The 15,160-nt window shown below is 66.0% G+C and carries 17 protein-coding genes and 3 tRNA genes; 8 read left to right on the top strand and 12 right to left on the bottom strand.

Features of this window, described 5'->3' with window-relative positions; genetic code table 11:
- Window positions 1–6: 6 nt before the first annotated feature.
- From KO481_RS01890 to KO481_RS01875, 4 genes are all read left to right on the top strand, one after another.
- Window positions 7–513 (top strand): VOC family protein, encoded by a 507-nt coding sequence (locus KO481_RS01890; RefSeq protein WP_215915166.1) that lies wholly within the window; start codon window positions 7–9, stop codon window positions 511–513.
- Between the two features lie 80 nt (window positions 514–593).
- Window positions 594–1,526 (top strand): zinc-binding dehydrogenase, encoded by a 933-nt coding sequence (locus KO481_RS01885; protein WP_215915165.1) that lies wholly within the window; start codon window positions 594–596, stop codon window positions 1,524–1,526.
- Window positions 1,527–1,691: 165 nt separating this feature from the next.
- Complete coding sequence (locus KO481_RS01880; protein ID WP_215915164.1) at window positions 1,692–2,171, top strand: hypothetical protein; 480 nt, start codon at window positions 1,692–1,694, stop codon at window positions 2,169–2,171.
- Between the two features lie 394 nt (window positions 2,172–2,565).
- Complete coding sequence (locus KO481_RS01875; protein ID WP_215915163.1) at window positions 2,566–2,826, top strand: hypothetical protein; 261 nt, start codon at window positions 2,566–2,568, stop codon at window positions 2,824–2,826.
- A 164-nt stretch (window positions 2,827–2,990) separates the two neighbouring features.
- On the opposite strand, the gene KO481_RS01870 is transcribed toward KO481_RS01875, so the two are convergent.
- The 5 genes from KO481_RS01870 to KO481_RS01850 all read right to left on the bottom strand — a co-directional run bounded on the left by KO481_RS01870 (window position 2,991) and on the right by KO481_RS01850 (window position 7,036).
- Window positions 2,991–3,593 carry a dihydrofolate reductase family protein gene (locus tag KO481_RS01870; RefSeq protein ID WP_215915162.1) on the bottom strand — a complete coding sequence of 201 codons (603 nt, stop codon included), beginning with the start codon at window positions 3,591–3,593 and terminating at the stop codon, window positions 2,991–2,993.
- Window positions 3,590–3,913 carry a YciI family protein gene (locus KO481_RS01865; RefSeq protein WP_215915161.1) on the bottom strand — a complete coding sequence of 108 codons (324 nt, stop codon included), beginning with the start codon at window positions 3,911–3,913 and terminating at the stop codon, window positions 3,590–3,592. The genes KO481_RS01870 and KO481_RS01865 overlap by 4 nt, the downstream gene beginning before the upstream one ends.
- 132 nt (window positions 3,914–4,045) lie before the next feature.
- A complete protein-coding gene (locus tag KO481_RS01860) occupies window positions 4,046–5,062 on the bottom strand; it encodes an RNA polymerase subunit sigma-70 (protein ID WP_308166235.1) in 1,017 nt (338 codons plus the stop codon).
- A gap of 80 nt (window positions 5,063–5,142) precedes the next feature.
- Window positions 5,143–5,886, bottom strand: a complete 744-nt coding sequence (locus KO481_RS01855) for an alpha/beta fold hydrolase (RefSeq protein WP_215915160.1) — start codon at window positions 5,884–5,886, stop codon at window positions 5,143–5,145.
- A gap of 157 nt (window positions 5,887–6,043) precedes the next feature.
- Window positions 6,044–7,036, bottom strand: coding sequence for a sigma-70 family RNA polymerase sigma factor (locus tag KO481_RS01850; protein ID WP_245400373.1), 993 nt, complete (start codon window positions 7,034–7,036; stop codon window positions 6,044–6,046).
- A 171-nt stretch (window positions 7,037–7,207) separates the two neighbouring features.
- On the opposite strand from KO481_RS01850, the gene KO481_RS01845 reads away from it, so the two are divergent.
- Complete coding sequence (locus tag KO481_RS01845; RefSeq protein ID WP_215915159.1) at window positions 7,208–7,807, top strand: dihydrofolate reductase family protein; 600 nt, start codon at window positions 7,208–7,210, stop codon at window positions 7,805–7,807.
- 369 nt (window positions 7,808–8,176) lie between these two features.
- Here KO481_RS01845 and KO481_RS01840 read toward each other — a convergent pair.
- From KO481_RS01840 to KO481_RS01830, 3 genes are all read right to left on the bottom strand, one after another.
- Window positions 8,177–8,249, bottom strand: a tRNA-Arg gene (locus KO481_RS01840).
- A 91-nt stretch (window positions 8,250–8,340) separates the two neighbouring features.
- Window positions 8,341–8,430 (bottom strand) — tRNA-Ser (locus KO481_RS01835).
- Between the two features lie 86 nt (window positions 8,431–8,516).
- A complete protein-coding gene (locus tag KO481_RS01830; RefSeq protein ID WP_215915158.1) occupies window positions 8,517–9,248 on the bottom strand; it encodes a dienelactone hydrolase family protein in 732 nt (243 codons plus the stop codon).
- A 124-nt stretch (window positions 9,249–9,372) separates the two neighbouring features.
- On the opposite strand from KO481_RS01830, the gene hisC reads away from it, so the two are divergent.
- Window positions 9,373–10,446: a histidinol-phosphate transaminase gene (gene hisC / locus KO481_RS01825; RefSeq protein WP_215915157.1), complete on the top strand. Its 1,074-nt coding sequence runs from the start codon at window positions 9,373–9,375 to the stop codon at window positions 10,444–10,446.
- A gap of 13 nt (window positions 10,447–10,459) precedes the next feature.
- On the opposite strand, the gene KO481_RS01820 is transcribed toward hisC, so the two are convergent.
- The gene (locus KO481_RS01820; RefSeq protein ID WP_215915156.1) at window positions 10,460–11,515 is read right to left on the bottom strand and encodes an alpha/beta hydrolase; all 1,056 of its coding nucleotides are present in this window, start codon (window positions 11,513–11,515) and stop codon (window positions 10,460–10,462) included.
- A 190-nt stretch (window positions 11,516–11,705) separates the two neighbouring features.
- Here KO481_RS01820 and KO481_RS01815 point away from each other — a divergent pair.
- Window positions 11,706–11,790, top strand: a tRNA-Ser gene (locus tag KO481_RS01815).
- 620 nt (window positions 11,791–12,410) lie between these two features.
- Here the strand turns inward: KO481_RS01815 and KO481_RS01810 are convergent.
- The 3 genes from KO481_RS01810 to KO481_RS01800 form a co-directional block, all read right to left on the bottom strand.
- Window positions 12,411–12,839, bottom strand: coding sequence for a hypothetical protein (locus tag KO481_RS01810; protein WP_215915155.1), 429 nt, complete (start codon window positions 12,837–12,839; stop codon window positions 12,411–12,413).
- A gap of 151 nt (window positions 12,840–12,990) precedes the next feature.
- Window positions 12,991–13,458 (bottom strand): hypothetical protein, encoded by a 468-nt coding sequence (locus tag KO481_RS01805; protein ID WP_215915154.1) that lies wholly within the window; start codon window positions 13,456–13,458, stop codon window positions 12,991–12,993.
- A 92-nt stretch (window positions 13,459–13,550) separates the two neighbouring features.
- Entirely contained in the window at window positions 13,551–14,045 is a 495-nt protein-coding gene (locus KO481_RS01800) for a MarR family winged helix-turn-helix transcriptional regulator (protein WP_245400225.1), read from the bottom strand.
- 120 nt (window positions 14,046–14,165) lie between these two features.
- Here KO481_RS01800 and KO481_RS01795 point away from each other — a divergent pair, with 120 nt between their 5' ends.
- Complete coding sequence (locus KO481_RS01795; RefSeq protein ID WP_215915153.1) at window positions 14,166–15,155, top strand: NAD(P)H-quinone oxidoreductase; 990 nt, start codon at window positions 14,166–14,168, stop codon at window positions 15,153–15,155.
- Window positions 15,156–15,160: the final 5 nt, after the last annotated feature.

The raw sequence follows: 15,160 nt of genomic DNA, 5'->3' as shown, positions 1-15,160 counted from the left end.
ATCGCAATGAACATCGCCTTCGGACCGATCTTTCAGGTGGCGTGGGTGGTCCACGACCTCGACTCCGCCGAGAAGGAGCTCGGCGACCGCTACGGCGTCGAGCGCTGGGTGCGGGTGCCGGGCATCCATTTCGGCCCAGAACATTGCCTATTCCACGGCAAGCCGGCGGATTTCACGATCGATTCCTCACTCGGCTATGCGGGTGGGCAGCAGGTGGAACTCATCACTCCGGTGTCCGGAGACAGCCACTACACCGACATGCTCACACGGTCCGGGCCCGGCCTGCACCACATCGCTTGGGTGCCGGAGGATTTCGATGCCGCGTTGACCGCGATCGAGGCGAACGGCACGGATATCGTCGCGCGCGGAGTCTTCCCCGAGATCGGCATGGAGTCGATCTACCTGGACGGCGGGCCGCTGGGCGCGTACATCGAATTGCTGCGCCTGTCCCCACAGGTTCGCGCGATGTTCGACAGCATGGTTCCCGAGGGATACCGCAATCCCTGGCAATGAAATGACCAGTGCACACGTGCTCGGGCCCTTCCGCTGCCCCGTTTTCGCGGCGCTGCCGTCGGCGTGTTGAACTATCCGGCATGCTTGGCTTCATCACTGACACGGCCGGCCGAGCCGGGTTGCGGCTCGCCGACGACCTGCCGGAACCGACACCTGCCGCCGACGAGGTCGTCGTCGAGGTCAAGGCCTACGCGATCAATCACGACGAACGGAACCTGATCGCGCGACGACCCACTGGCTGGCGACCCGGGCAGGACGTCGCCGGTGTGGTGATCCGGGCGGCCGACGATGGCAGTGGGCCCGCGGTCGGAGCCCGGGTCGTGTGCTACATGGACTGGGAGGGCTGGGCCGAGCGCCTTCCCGTCCCCACCCGGCGGGTGGCGGTGCTGCCCGACGCCGTCGGCTTCGAACAGGCGGCATCGCTGCCGATCGCCGGTGTGACCGCCCTGCGTGCCGTCCGGGTGGGCGGCGCGATCCTGGGGCGTGAGGTGCTGGTGACCGGGGCCACTGGCGGCGTCGGCCAGTTCGCCGTGCAATTGGCGGTGGCGGCGGGCGCTCGGGTGACCGCGCAGGTGAGCGGTCCCGGCCGTATCCAGGAAGCCTACGAACTCGGCGCGCACCATGTCGTCACCGATCTCGCCGACGAATCACTCGGCCCGTTCCATCTGGTTTTGGACGGGATCGGTGGACCGCTGCTCGCGCAGGCGATCCGTCGCATGGCTCCGGGAGGCCACCTGGCTTGGTACGGAAACGTCGGTGGCGCAGCTGAATTGACCCTCGCCGACTTCTTCGGCCACGCCGGCGCCTGGAACGCCCACATCGTCGGCTTCATCAGCCCGGTACCCGAGGAAACCCTCGGCGACGACGTCGGCATCCTCGCCGCACTCGTCGCCGACGGCCGCCTGCGACCCCGCATCGGCCTCACCCTCGACTGGACGCGAACCCCGGAAGCTTTCGAGGCTCTCGCCGACCGCACACTACGCGGCAAAGCGATTCTCACCATTGGACGGTGAAGACAACCACGGAATCTGGGCCGTCGACGGCGGTGTGGAGTTGAGATAGCCTGACCGCGAGCCAGATTCCCCCGCGCCACCGTGTTCGTCATATGCGTTGTGCCAAGCAGGTTTCGGGTCGTACCGTTATCTCTCCGTGCGTGACAGCCAGAAGTGAGACCACACATGCAACTGAAACGAACGTATGCGAACAAGCTCGTCGCCGCACTCGCGGTGGGCACCGCGATACTCGCGGGCACGGCCCTGTCGGGCGCGGGAACGGCCAACGCGGCGGAGTACTGGGGTGGTCCGGTCGACATTCACTGCTCGGGGCTCAGCCCCAACATCGTCGACTTCCCCTACACGAGCACAATCTACTGGTCCGGCGGTAGCGCCCGACCGGGAGTAGCATCGTTCACCGTCAATCCGGGAATCAGTGTCTGGGGCTATGGCACCCATCCCACTCTCACCTGGACCAACCTGGCCACCAGAGCGTCTGGCACCGTGACCGGCTACGGCAGGGTCTCGCTCGGCGACCCGACTGGCGTCTACTTCGCAAACATCGCCACCGGCCCCGGACCCGTGCGGCTCGATCTGTCGGTCGTCAACACCGGACCGGCCCCGCTACCTCCGGCCATCTGCTCGGGCACGATCAACATCCGCTGATCCGCTCGGTGGGGTCGGACTCCGAAGATCCAAATTTCCACTGGCCCACTGGGTTCGGTTGGGCAAGTGCTGAAACGAATCCGGGCTCGACACCGATTGAACGGTGTAAAAGGAGCTGATCATGCAGGGCAGGAATCTTCGAGTTTGGGGTGTGATCGCGGCGGGGCTGGTCGCGGTGTCGGGGTGTAGCTCGATGCCGGCGTCCTCGAGAACAACGACCAGTACCGTGTCCACGTCGGCGGACTCCGTACCGCCGACGACGGCGACCACCGGCGCGGACGACCGGTCAGGACCCACGACGGAGACGCCGGCAGTGCCCGCACAGGGAGAGAGCACCACGCCGGCCGCGTCAGCGGATACATCTGCCGCCAGCAGACAGACAGACAGCTGTCCCGTGGGGAAGAACGTTCTGCGGCAAGCCTTGCGGAACAGCGTGTACGAATCGCGCCTTTACCACCCGATCGAACTCGAAGATCAGATCGATTGCGCGGGCGGTTGGGCTATGGCCCATAACGGAACTCACGGAGGCACCCGGGAGCGCACCAAAATTCTTTACCACTATACCAACAGCACATGGGAGGCCATCGCGATCGGCACCGGGGAGATATGCACTGGTGTTCCCGCCGAGGTCGCCAACCAGATCTGCTATCGGTGATCGAGTCTGCTGTTGTTCGGTTTCGCTGCGGTGAGCCCCCATAATCCAGCGAATCAACCTTCACAGCAACGCATTTCGATCAATAACTCGCTAGCGCCAGTTTCGTTCGACTGGACCCCACATGCCGGGCCCCCGTCGTCGGTGGCGCGGCGACGGGGGGGATATCAGCTCGTCGTCTCGTAGGTCAGTTTCACGATCTTCGAAAAGGTCTTCACGGCTGTGAGCCTCAGCTTGGCGTCTTGACCTTCTTGGAAGTACTGCTTGCCGCGTCCCAGCAGTAGCGGGTAGACGGTCATGTCGATGACATCGATCAGGCGCTCCCGCAGCAGCGTCTCCCCGAGTCGGCCGTGGCCCAGGATCAGCAGGTTCCCTCCTGCCTGCTGTCTGAGCCGGGTCACCTCGGCGACGACGTCGCCTCGGACGATGGTCGTGTTGCCCCAGTCGGCGTGTTCCAGCGTGGAGCTGAATACATATTTCGGGATCGTGTTGAGCCGGTCGGCCCACATCGGCTTGTGGGTGCCGCTGCCGTAGAGCTTGGCGAACCCCTCATAGGTGTGACGGCCGAACAGGATCGCGTCGCATGCCATCAGTAAGCCCAAGCCATCGCGCAAATATGCCTCGTCCTGGTATTCGCCGACCTTCATCATCCCGACCGGGTCTTCGTAGACGCCGTCCGCCGAAACCAGGACGTACTCGATCACTTTCCGCGTAGCGCTTGCCTGCGTGGTGGAACCTTCCGGTGTGCCGGATGCGGTGTCGGTAGTCATGCCGCACCACCGGCCGGTGCTGCGGCCGTGTCGAACTCCACCGCTGTGCCGACCTCGACTCCGCCGCCCTCGGCCAACGCCGGGCAGCTCTCGGCGATCGCGACCGCCGCATCGAGATTCTCGGCTTCCACGACCGAATAGCCGCTGGGCGAGCTGCCCGCCCCGCACTCGCCTACGGCGGTTGTTCCATGTGTCGGCAGTCCCTGATCGAGGACATGCTCTCCCAGGCCGCCGAACCAGGCAAACCACGCCGAGAGAGTTTCGGGCTTGCCGGACGTGAATTCTGGGGGCATCCGGTAGGTGAACACGAACTTGGCCATTGTCGGCTCCTTCGATCTCGTCTGGACGGTTCGGTGCACTGTGGAGTGCGCCGTCATTTGTTCAGATCCCACCGTTGGGCAGAACTGGGCGGTGCTACTGCGCCGGGCTGGCCACCATGCGCATCCGGGTGCTTATCCAGGGAGTGTGCGGGGAAGGCCGAATCGGGCCAGGATGCTGTTGTCGAACCGGGTCAAGGCGGTGATGCGGTCGGCGGCGAGGGTGAGGACCATCAGACCCGTCGCGTGCCAGAGGGACGTGCCCGAGTCCAGGAGATAGACGCCGAAGGCGGGTTGGCCGTTGGCTCGCGTCGCGACCAGACGATAACTGGGGGCTCGAGCGAAAACGGCGGCCTGGAAGCGGGTGACCGCCTCGCGCCCGAGGTATTCGACCGGCAGCGGCGGCATCGTCAGTCGGACGTCGTCGGCGAGTAACGCGACGACGCCGTCGACGTCGCAGGATTCGAAGGCCCGGGTGAGCCGGTCGACGAGCCGCCGCTCGGCTGGTGAGCCGGGCGGCGGGGGTGGTTGCTGTGCGCCGAGTTTGGGTGCCCGCCGCTGCATGCCGGCGCGGGCGCGTTTGAGGGCGCTGGTGACCGATTCCTCTGTGGTGTCGAGGAATTCAGCGACATCGGCGGCGCGGTAGCCCAGCACGTCGCGCAGGATCAGCACGGCGCGCTGACGTGGCGGCAGATACTGGACGGCGGTGACGAAGGCTAGGGATATCGCCTGTGCGGACTCGTAGCGGGCTTCGGGGCCGGGAGCGGGGTCACCGAGGCCCTCGAGCAGGACGTCGGGATACGGCTCGAGCCACACCACCTCGCCGTGGGCGGACGGCTCGGGCAGCTCGAACCTGGCCGCGCCTGCACCGGGAATCGCCATTCGGGGCCTCCTGTCGGCCGTCCTCAACATTTTGAGGCAGCGGTTCGTCGCGACGCGGTAGAGCCAAGTCCGGACCGAGGACCGCGCCTCGAACGCGCCGAGTCCCTTCCAGGCGTCCAGCAAGGTCTCCTGCAGGGCGTCCTCGGCGTCGTGCATCGAACCGAGGAACCGGTAGCAATGCACCATCAGTTCCCGGCGGAAGGGTGCCACGAGCTCGCCGAACGCCTCGGCGTCACCGGCCCGGCACCTGGCGATCAACTCTGCTGTCACCGCATCGTCCTCGTTTCGAGTCGGCCGACCCCCCAGTGCGCCACAGCGGCCGGCGACGGATTCGGTCCGGGCTTCGGACCTCAGTCGCGGCCTGCCGAGACGAGAGTATCGGCCAGTTCTGCGGGTCGGCTGAACATCACGTAGTGGGAGCCCGGAATCTGCAGGATCCGGGCAAGTGGACCCAATCGCTGGGCGAACCGCGGGAAGGAGGCGTATTCGCCGGGCGGCAGCGCGAAGTCACTGACCGGATTCACGTAACTGGCTTGCAGCCTTCCGGACCCAACCAGCTCGTGAAACGTTTCGAGGTCGAGTTTGTCCGTGAAATATCTGACCGGAATGGGCGACATCTGGGCGTAGATCGCCGTCGCGGCAGCGGAATCCATATCGTTGCACGCACGTTCGCGGATCACCGGGAACGGCAGGAGGAAGCCCTGAGCCGGATCGGTCATGTCGAAGAAGGCGGCGTCTGCCGGTGGGAATTCATCGGCCAGTGTGTGCCCGGCTGCGGGGACGAACGCGCTCAAGAAAACCAATCGCTTGATCCGCGGCAGCGCCTGCACGGCCGTCTGGGCGATGTAGGCGCCCCCGATCGAGTGGCCGACCAGGACAACGTCGGACAGGTCGTGGTCGTGAAGGTATGCGGTCAGGGAGGCGACGGCGTCGGCATGTGCCAGCGTCATCGGATCGCCCGGACGGTGCCCGGCCAGGGTCGGGGTGTGCACGGTGTGTCCGTTGGCACGTAGCACGCCGGCAGTTTGCTCCCATATCGCGCCGTTCTGGAATGCTCCATGGATCAGCACGAACGTCAGAGATGCGGGGGTCATACTGAACTCCTATCGGTTGGTGACGGCGGCGCGTGCCGCCGGATGACTCGTCACCCAGACAGATCCCCTGCGCCAGTAAAACTGGGCGGCCTTCGCCGCGAAATCGGGCGGATATGGCGTGACCGCAGGTCAGGGCAGTGTTTGGCTCGAAAGCGGTCTACTGTGCGCTCGGGAGCGATTGAGGCAGGTCGAAGGTAGGGAGGACGGTGTTTTCGAAGCGGGTCATAGCGCTGATTCGGTCGCCGGTGAGGGTGAGAACGAACAGGCCGGCTCCGTGGATGCCGGTGGGGGTGTGCCGGTAGACCCCGAATGCCGGCTGACCGTTGGCTCGCGTCGGCACCAACTCGAACGTCTGTCCTGTGCCGAAAACGAATGCGCAGAAGCGGGCCACGGCGTCTCGGCCGTGGTATTCCAGCGGTATCGGTGGCATCGACATGAACACGTCGTCGGTCAACAGAGCCACCAACGCATCGATGTCGGCGGATTCGTAGGCGGTGACGAACTTCGCCACGATCGCGTCCTCGGCAGGTGAGTCGCTGGCAGGCGGCTGCTCTCGGGCAGTAGTCACCGGCAGTCGGCGCTGCATTCCTGCACGCGCGCGTTTGAGGGCGCTCTTGACCGATTCGACGGTCGTGTCCAGCATGTCGGCTACTTCGTTCGCGTGGAATCCGAGGACGTCGCGCAGGATCAGGACGGCGAGCTGGCGAGGCGGCAAGATCTGCAGGGCGGTCACAAAGGCCAGAGAAATGGATTCGGTTTGCTCGTAACGCGCCTCCGGACCGAGCGGCACACTGATCGCACCGTCCAGAAGGTCGTCGGGATAGGGCTCGAGCCAGTGGATTTCGCCGAGCCCGGTGGGTTCGGGTGGTTCGATTCCCGGGTAATCCCACTGCTTTGCAGGACGTCGGCGAGCAGAGCGCAGCGCATCGAGGCACCGGTTGGTGGCGATGCGATAGAGCCAGGTGCGAACCGAAGCGCGCCCGTCGAATCGTTCGAGACCTCGCCACGCGGCGAGCATCGTGTCCTGCAGAGCGTCCTCGGCATCCTGAAACGATCCGAGCATCCGATAGCAGTGCACCTGCAGCTCGCGACGGTGTGGCTCGGTCAACGCCCGAAACGCCTCGCCGTCGCCGGCCCGTGCCCTCGACATCAGGTCCGTTCTCACCAACCCCACGCTCGCCACCTCACTCCTTGTGTGCAATTCCATCCCGTATGGACGTCTGGCGAGGCGCGAACGGGGCGGTCACCCGACCGCCCCTTTTTCCGATGCGGCGGCGTCCACACCAGTGACAGCCGACAACATCATCAAAGGAGCACGGAAATGGGAAAGATCATCCTCACCTCGAACGTCACGCTCGACGGAGTGGTCCAGGACCCGGACGGCGCGGAAGGCTTCGCACAGGGCGGCTGGTTCCACCAGTTCGTGGGGGCCAAGGACCTCGAAGACTGGACCGTCCGCGAGACGCAGGAAGCCCTCGATGCCGAGGTGCTGCTGCTGGGCGGGCGGACCAATGCGTGGTTCGCGGACCGGATGACTGAGCAGAATTTAGCAGAAGGCCGCGTGAGCCCCGAGTGGGCGAACAGAGTGCGCAGCATGCCCAAGTACGTCGTGTCGTCAACTCTCGATGCCCCTCGGTGGAGCAACGTCTCGGTCCTGGGCGGTGACGCGGTCAAGGAGGTTTCGGAGCTGAAGCAGAAAGTGGACGGAGAAATCCTGATCTACGCCAGCTACCAGCTCGCGCGCACGCTGATAGAACACAACCTGCTCGACGAACTGCGGCTGGTCGTGTTCCCGGTCGTCGTGGGATCAGGCCTGCGCCTGTTCGACGAGATCTGCGACAAGAAGCCGCTGCACCTGGTCGACACCCGAAAGATGGGTGAGGGCCTGGTCTTCTACAGCTACGAAGTCGTCCAAGCCTAACGACGGCTCCATCACCCGGACCGCGCCCGCACGAGCCGCATCAGCCGGGAAAGGGCCACCCGCCACCGCCCACAAGATCCCAGGCTCTGCTCCACATTCGGTGGCCATGGTGGCACTGCCGTCAATTCCGCAGTCTCGGTGAGACAGGAATGACCTTGTCGCAGTGAGTGTTTCGCGCAAACATCGTGATTTGCGCTAGCGCGGACCACCGGATGGGGGCCGCCACCACCGAGTGGATGCTGCTGGTGATGTTGGTCCGGTGAGGCTGGTGGGCCGGGTGGTGTGGTGGTTGGCTGGGTGAACAACGGCAAAAGAACGGAAAACAGGGTTCCGACAGATAGCCGGAACCCTGTTTCCACTGGTCAAAGGCGCGCCCGGAGAGACTCGAACTCCCAACCTTCTGATCCGTAGTCAGATGCTCTATCCGTTGAGCTACGGGCGCAGGATCACTGAAACTCGAACTTCCAACCTTCTGATCGGTAGTCAGATGCTCAGTGCGTCATATTCAGTTGTGGCGCCCGGCGAACCGGGCGTGGCGGAGGCGAGAGGATTTGAACCTCCGGTCCCCGTGAAGGGACAACTCATTAGCAGTGAGTCCCATTCGGCCGCTCTGGCACGCCTCCTGGAGCCTTCTCTTCGAGGGCTCAGTCCTTTCGAACCGCCGAGAGCAAAGAGTACAGAGCAACCGCTCAGGACGCAAAACGACTGGTCAGCGTAGGTGCGCATCGAACCAATCGAAGATTCTGGTCTGTGCGTCGATCAGAGTGTCCACGTCGGCGTCATCATCGTCGTCGAAGCCCGGGCGGTCCGGGCGATGCCGCAGGCCCGGGTAGCTGACCACCAGGGTCGCCACCGCGGCGGCCGCGGCCGCGTCGCGCAGCTGCTCGACCTGATCGGCAGGGGTGGCCGGATCGTCGGTGCTGTACAGGCCCAGCCAGGGGGCGCGCAGCCGCGGCGCGGCCTCGATCAGCGCGACCGCCCGGACGGTGATCGGTTCGATGATGCCGGGGGCGGCGACGCTGACCGCGGCGCCGATCGGGCGGTCGGTCGCGACCTGGAACGCCGCGGTGCCGGCGCTGTCGAATCCGAGCACCCCGGTGCAGTCGGGGAAGACGCCGCGCTCGACCAGCCAGTCGAAGCTCGCGTCGAAGTCGTCGAACAGGTCGGGACCGAACACGCCCTCCCCTTCGGCCACGTCGCCGCGGTGGAAGAGGTTGGGCGCCACCACGATCCACCCCTCACTGGACAACGACGCCATCAGCCGAAGCAATTCGTCGGCAAACTCGCGAGATTCGTGGAGCACGATGATTCCGCCGCGCGCGCTGCCGTCGGGTTCGATCACCCGCAGGGGCACTCGCGCGGCGCTCGCCGCGGGCCGATCCGGTGCCGGCGTAGGATCGTCCGCGCCCAGCGGCGCGTCGTCCCGATAGCTGACCGACATGAAACAAGGATAGTTCGCCCGCAAATCTTTCGGGAGATATATCCCGAGGGTGAGGTTCGGGCAGAAAATTTCCGGCCACATCCACTCCGCGATCGCAAGCAATGGGCACGGCTACTGTGGTGGAGTGACCGCTCGCATCCGTCCGGACCTCGAGTCCATCCCCGCCTACACCCCCGGCCGCAGCCATCCCGGCGCGGTGAAACTGGCCAGCAACGAGACCACCCACGGCCCGCTGCCCACGGTCGCCAAGGTCATCGCCGAGGCCGCCGAACTCGCCAACCGGTACCCCGACAATCAATCCAGCGAACTTCGCGCGGCCATCGCGGAATTCCACGGTGTCGGGGTGGCGAACATCGCGGTCGGCTGCGGCAGTGTCGCGCTGTGCCAGGAGTTGGTCCAGATCACCTGCGACGCACCGACCGACGAGGTGATGTTCGCGTGGCGTTCGTTCGAGGCGTATCCGATCGTCACCCAGGTGGGCAATGCGCGCGCGGTGCAGGTGCCGCTGACCGAGGGTCTGGCGCACGACTTCGACGCGATGGCCGCCGCGATCACCGAGCACACCCGGCTGATCTTCGTCTGCAATCCGAACAACCCGACCGGCACCGCGGTCGGCCGCGCCGAGGTGGTCCGGTTCCTGGACGCGGTGCCTGAGCACATCCTGGTGGTGCTGGACGAGGCGTACTACGAGTACGTGCGGCTGGCGGACCGTCCCGACGGGGTGGAGATCCGCCGCAATCGGCCGAATGTACTTGTGCTGCGCACCTTCTCGAAGGCATACGGCCTGGCCGGACTGCGGGTGGGCTATGCCGTCGGCGATCCGGAGGTCATCACCGCACTGCTCAAGGTGCACATCCCCTTCAGCGTGAACCGCCTGGCGCAGGCCGCCGCGATGGCCTCGCTCGAGGCCCGGGAGGAACTGCTCGACCGCACCGATCGCACGGTGGCCGAACGCGATCGGATGCGCACCGCGCTGCTGGCGGCCGGATATCGAGTCGTGCCCAGCGAGACGAATTTCCTGTGGCTGGAACTCGGTTCGCGCAGTGGCGAATTCGCTGAGGCCAGCGCGGAGGCCGGGGTCCTGTTGCGCCCCTACGGGTCCGACGGCGTGCGGGTCACCGCGGGCGATCCGCACGAGAACGATCTGCTCCTGGCGTTCGCGACCGATCCGGAAATCACCGGCCGCTTCCTAGCCTGAGAATCGCCGCGCCTCAGCGGGTTCCGAGCGCGCGGGCCAGTATGGGCCAGGCCCGCGGCACCTCCTGCCGCCAGTATGGCCAGGAATGGGTGCCGACCGGCTCCAGGTCCACCGTCGCGGGAATCTGCATGCGCGACAACCGATCCGCCATCGCCAGGGTGCACGCATAAGTACCGGCTTCCAGCGGGCCGCCGAACAGGACCGAGGTCCGGGCATCGGGATTGCCGGGTCCGTCGAACGGGCCCGGCAGGCCGCTGCCCGCAGACAGGAACAGGGCGGTGCCGCGCAGCCGGTCCGCGTGCGTCATCACGTCATGGGCGAGCCAGTCCGGATTCTTCTGATCGCCGAACATATTGTCCGGGTCGCCGTTGTAGGTGCGAACGATGGCGCGCGCCTGCGCCTGCCCGAGGTCCGAGCCCATCGCATAGCAGCCGCTGTGCGCGGCAACCGCGCGGTACACCCCCGGGTTGCGCATGGCGAGCATCATGGCCGCCTCCGCACCCATCGAGACACCCTCGAGGGCCTGGCGGCCGTCGCCACCGAACTGCGCGTCGATCAGCGGCGGTAGCTCGCGGGTGAGGAAGGTCTCCCATTTGTTGTTGCCCAGCACGGGATCCGGGTGCACCCAGTCGGTGTAATAGCTGGCCGGGCCGCCGACCGTGAGCACCACGTTGACGTCCTTGTCGGCGAAGAACCGCGCCGCGCCGCCGAGCTGGGTCCAGTTGTTGTAGTTGTTGCTCGCGCTGCGGCCGTCGAGCATGTAGAGCGTGGGCCGCCGCTGACTCCGATCCGCCGGAAGCAGGATCTGCACCTGCACGGTGCGGCCCATCGCGGGCGACTTCACGAACAGCCGCAGCCAGCGATCGGTGATCCGCTCGATGTGGTCCAGCGAGGCCACCGTCGGGCGGGGATTGTCGACCGGCGCCTGCGGCTCGGGTCCGTCGGACGACCCCGTATTGCTCGGCGGCGCACCTGCCGCGAGCGGACCGACGAACGTCGCCACACCGAGCAACAGTGCGACACTGGCAAGGGCGCCGGCTACCCGACGCCATATCCGGCGGCGTCTCATGGCCGTCATCGTGCCAGACCCACCCAACCCGTTAACCACACGAAATGCCCAACTTGCCACAAAAGTGATACAAAAGTGATTCGTCACACACATGTACAGCAAGCCCGGCGCCACCCCACCCCCGCCCGGCCGATTCGGCAACCCACCCCGAGCCCAGTACTCTGGGATGGCCTCGGCGACGCCGAGGCAGGGTGAGTTGCCCGAGCGGCCTAAGGGAACGGTCTTGAAAACCGTCGTGGTTCACGCCACCGTGGGTTCAAATCCCACACTCACCGCAGGTGAGGCGGCATGACTGGCTGTCATCACGGTCACGCGGTCCGCAGTTGGTCCGCAGCAGTCCGCGCGCCGACTTCCATCGCGTCGGCCACGGGTTCGTGTTCCGGATGGCACTTGCCCCCGTCTGCAACGCAGTTGCTGCCGAATTCAGCCGTACAGGATCAAGAGGCGGCGCTTTGGCGACGTGGTATCGCCGCCACCTCAGTCTCTTTGCCTGATCTATGCATCGACGATGCAGTGTGGTCGTTCCCGGAGCCGTACCCGACTTGCTCTCCCGCGACCTCTCATCCGATCCGCCGGCGCCAGCGATCGGCCTGGTTGTGGTCCGGTCTACCGAACCGCGGGGCGAGGGTCCCACTTCCTCATGCCGTCATCGTCTCGCTCCACTCGCCCGAGTCAAGGACCACCTTCAGTGTCCGCTGCGCGGTGCTGCGCATCCTTGACACGACCGAACTCCGCTGAGGGCGGCAGGTATGAGGATGAGGGGGAAGAGCAGTCAGGGGCGGATAGACGACCTATCTGCGGGGACACCGCCAGTACGCTGATGAGCGTATGCAAGCAAGCCGAATAAGCGCTCCGACGAGCCCGCCGCGGACGCGCTCGAGGAGTCACCGCATGGTTAGCTATGAGCTGCCAACTCGTCGGCGTCCACGCGCGCGACGGTAGCCTCGACGATGGCATAGTCGGCCTGATCGAGCGCGTAGAGCGCGAATTCGACGGCGACCGTGGCGTCCTTCTCGGCGCGCTCGGCATAACGCTCGGCACCCTTGAGATCGCGTTCAGCGCGGTGTTCTGCGGCCTTGGCGCGAACAGTAGCGAAGTGACTATCGACCGCGGTACGCAGCTCCTGCGCCTTCGACTGCACATCCGCCTGTGCTTCCGTGGCCGCCTGGCCAGCCTTAGCACGACGAGACTCCATGGCTGATGTCATCGCTTCTCGCTGCTGTTGCAGCTTTTTCTTGTTTCTCGCTGCGGCGGCGTCGATAACGTCTTCGGTCTTCTTCGCCCGAATGGACAAGTCGTGCAACTGGTCGGAGAGTTTTTGCATCTGAAGGCCCCTCTCAGCGTCGATTCTGTGTGAGTGTTCGCAAGAGCAGCTGCCTCGTTTGAGTCTAGACCCCTCAGGGCGGACCGACGTATGTTCGAACTTATGTTCGAGAACATCGCAGCGGTGGCTTCCGCCCCCGGCGGTCCACCCGTCACATGGCGCAGTGCAGTGTGGGATCGGTCGGGAACGGGAGATGAAAGCACAGGACCCAGTTATCGATGGTGTCCTGCTGTCGGTTCTGCGGTAGGACGGTGACCTGACGGTCCAGCATGTCCGGATTTCCGGGGAAGCGGACCTCGATCCGGTGCTGGCCCGCCGGCACACCGAAGCCCAGATCCGCGGGGCCCAGCACGAACTTCCCGCCCGGCACGAATTTCGCGACGGGAAATCCGCCACAGGTCGGTGTGCACTGATTGACGCCGTCGACGAGGAATATGTATCGATCGGGACCGCCGGGCACCGGCGCGGGCAGGTGAATTACGACCCGCCCGCGCCCGACCACCATCGACGCGGGTTGGTCGGCCTGCGCGGGCGCGGCCGACACCATGGCCACCGCCGCGGTGAGGATACCGAGCGCGGCCATCCCCGCCGACCGGAACATCTTTCGCTCGATCCGCACTGTCATCTCCTGTTCTCGCCATGTCCCTATCGGGCTCGACCCGGCATACAGAATGCGGTGCCGACAATCGGCCCGGTTGTCACCCGAGCTTCTCAGCGCGGAGGCCGGGATGCGAGTTCTTTGTCGATGCGCTCGAAAACCTCACCGACGATGGTCAATTCGGCCGGAGTAAGCAGGTCGACGAAGTCTCGGCGGACCTCGGCGACGTGGGCGGGGGCGGCCTCGCGCAGGCGGCGCATGCCCTCGTCGGTGAGGTGGGCGCGGACGCCGCGGCCGTCCTCCTCGCAGCTGGTGCGGCGGACCATGTGCTGTAGTTCCATGCGGCGGATCTGGTGGGTCAGGCGGCTTCTGGAGGACATGACGCCGTCGGCCAGGTCGCTCATGCGCAGGGAGTGGTCGGGGGCCTCGGAGAGCAGGACCAGGATGCGGTACTCGGCGAGGCTCAGGTCGCTGTCGCGCTGGAGCTGGCGGTTGAGCTCGGCCAGGAGCCGCTGGTGGCCGTCCATGTAGGCGCGCCAGGCCTGCTGCTGCGCCGGCTCGAGCCACCGCACCTGCGTTCCCGTCCGATCGCTCGGCTCCGTGTCCATGCGGAGCATTCTATTATCCGGAAGTTATAGCCTGTCGCTCTATTGCAGAACCACTGCCGTAACGCGCCGGATGTGCGCCCGGACGAACCGTGCGGACGGCGCGAGGTCCAGAATTACACCATGTACGCGGTGACGCTCGACGGCTTCGGTGAACCAGACGTGATGCGGTGGGCGCAGGTGCCGGATCTGCCCGCGCCCGGGCCGGGTGAGGTCCTGATCGACGTCGCCGCCGCGGGGGTGAACCGGGCGGATCTGCTGCAGCGGCAGGGGTTCTATCCTCCGCCGCCGGGGGCCAGCGAGCTGCTCGGGCTCGAATGTTCCGGCGTGATCGCGGATGTCGGTGCGGGAGTGCGAGATTGGCGGCCCGGGGATCGGGTGTGCGCGCTGCTGTCCGGCGGCGGCTACGCCGAACAGGTGCTGGTCCCCGCCACCGCCCTGCTGCCGGTGCCCGACGGCATGGATCTCGCCGCGGCCGCGGCGCTTCCGGAGGTATCGGCGACGGTGTGGTCGAACCTGGTGATGCGGGCGGGATTGCACGCGGGGCAGCTGCTGCTGATCCACGGCGGCGGCAGCGGGATCGGCACCCATGCGATTCAGGTCGCGGTCGGCCGGGGCGCGCGGGTCGCGGTGACCGCCGGTTCCCAGGGCAAACTGGACCGCTGCAAGGAGCTGGGCGCGAACATCCTGATCAACTACCGCGAGGAGGATTTCGTCGCCACGCTCGGCGAATTCGGCGGCGCGGACATCATTCTGGACAATATGGGCGCGGCGTATCTGGGCCGCAATGTCGAGGCCCTGGCCGACGACGGACAGCTGTGCATCATCGGCATGCAGGGCGGGATCGGCGGCGAGCTGAACATCGCCGCGCTGCTGGGTAAGCGCGGCACGATCCACGCGACGAACCTGCGCCGCCGGCCCGACACCGGCCGGTCGAGCAAGGCCGAGATCATCGCGGAGCTGCGCCGCCAGCTGTGGCCCTCCATCGCCGACGGGACCGTGATCCCCGTGGTGAGCGCCGAAATTCCCGCCACCGAGGCGCCCGCCGCGCATCGGCTCCTGGATTCCGCCGGCACGATCGGCAAGGTGATCCTGAAGATCCGCGAGCCCTGAGCGCG

It is taken from the genome of Nocardia albiluteola (genome assembly GCF_018860155.1).
GTDB lineage: Bacteria > Actinomycetota > Actinomycetes > Mycobacteriales > Mycobacteriaceae > Nocardia > Nocardia albiluteola.
This window is presented reverse-complemented; position numbering and strand designations above follow the sequence as displayed.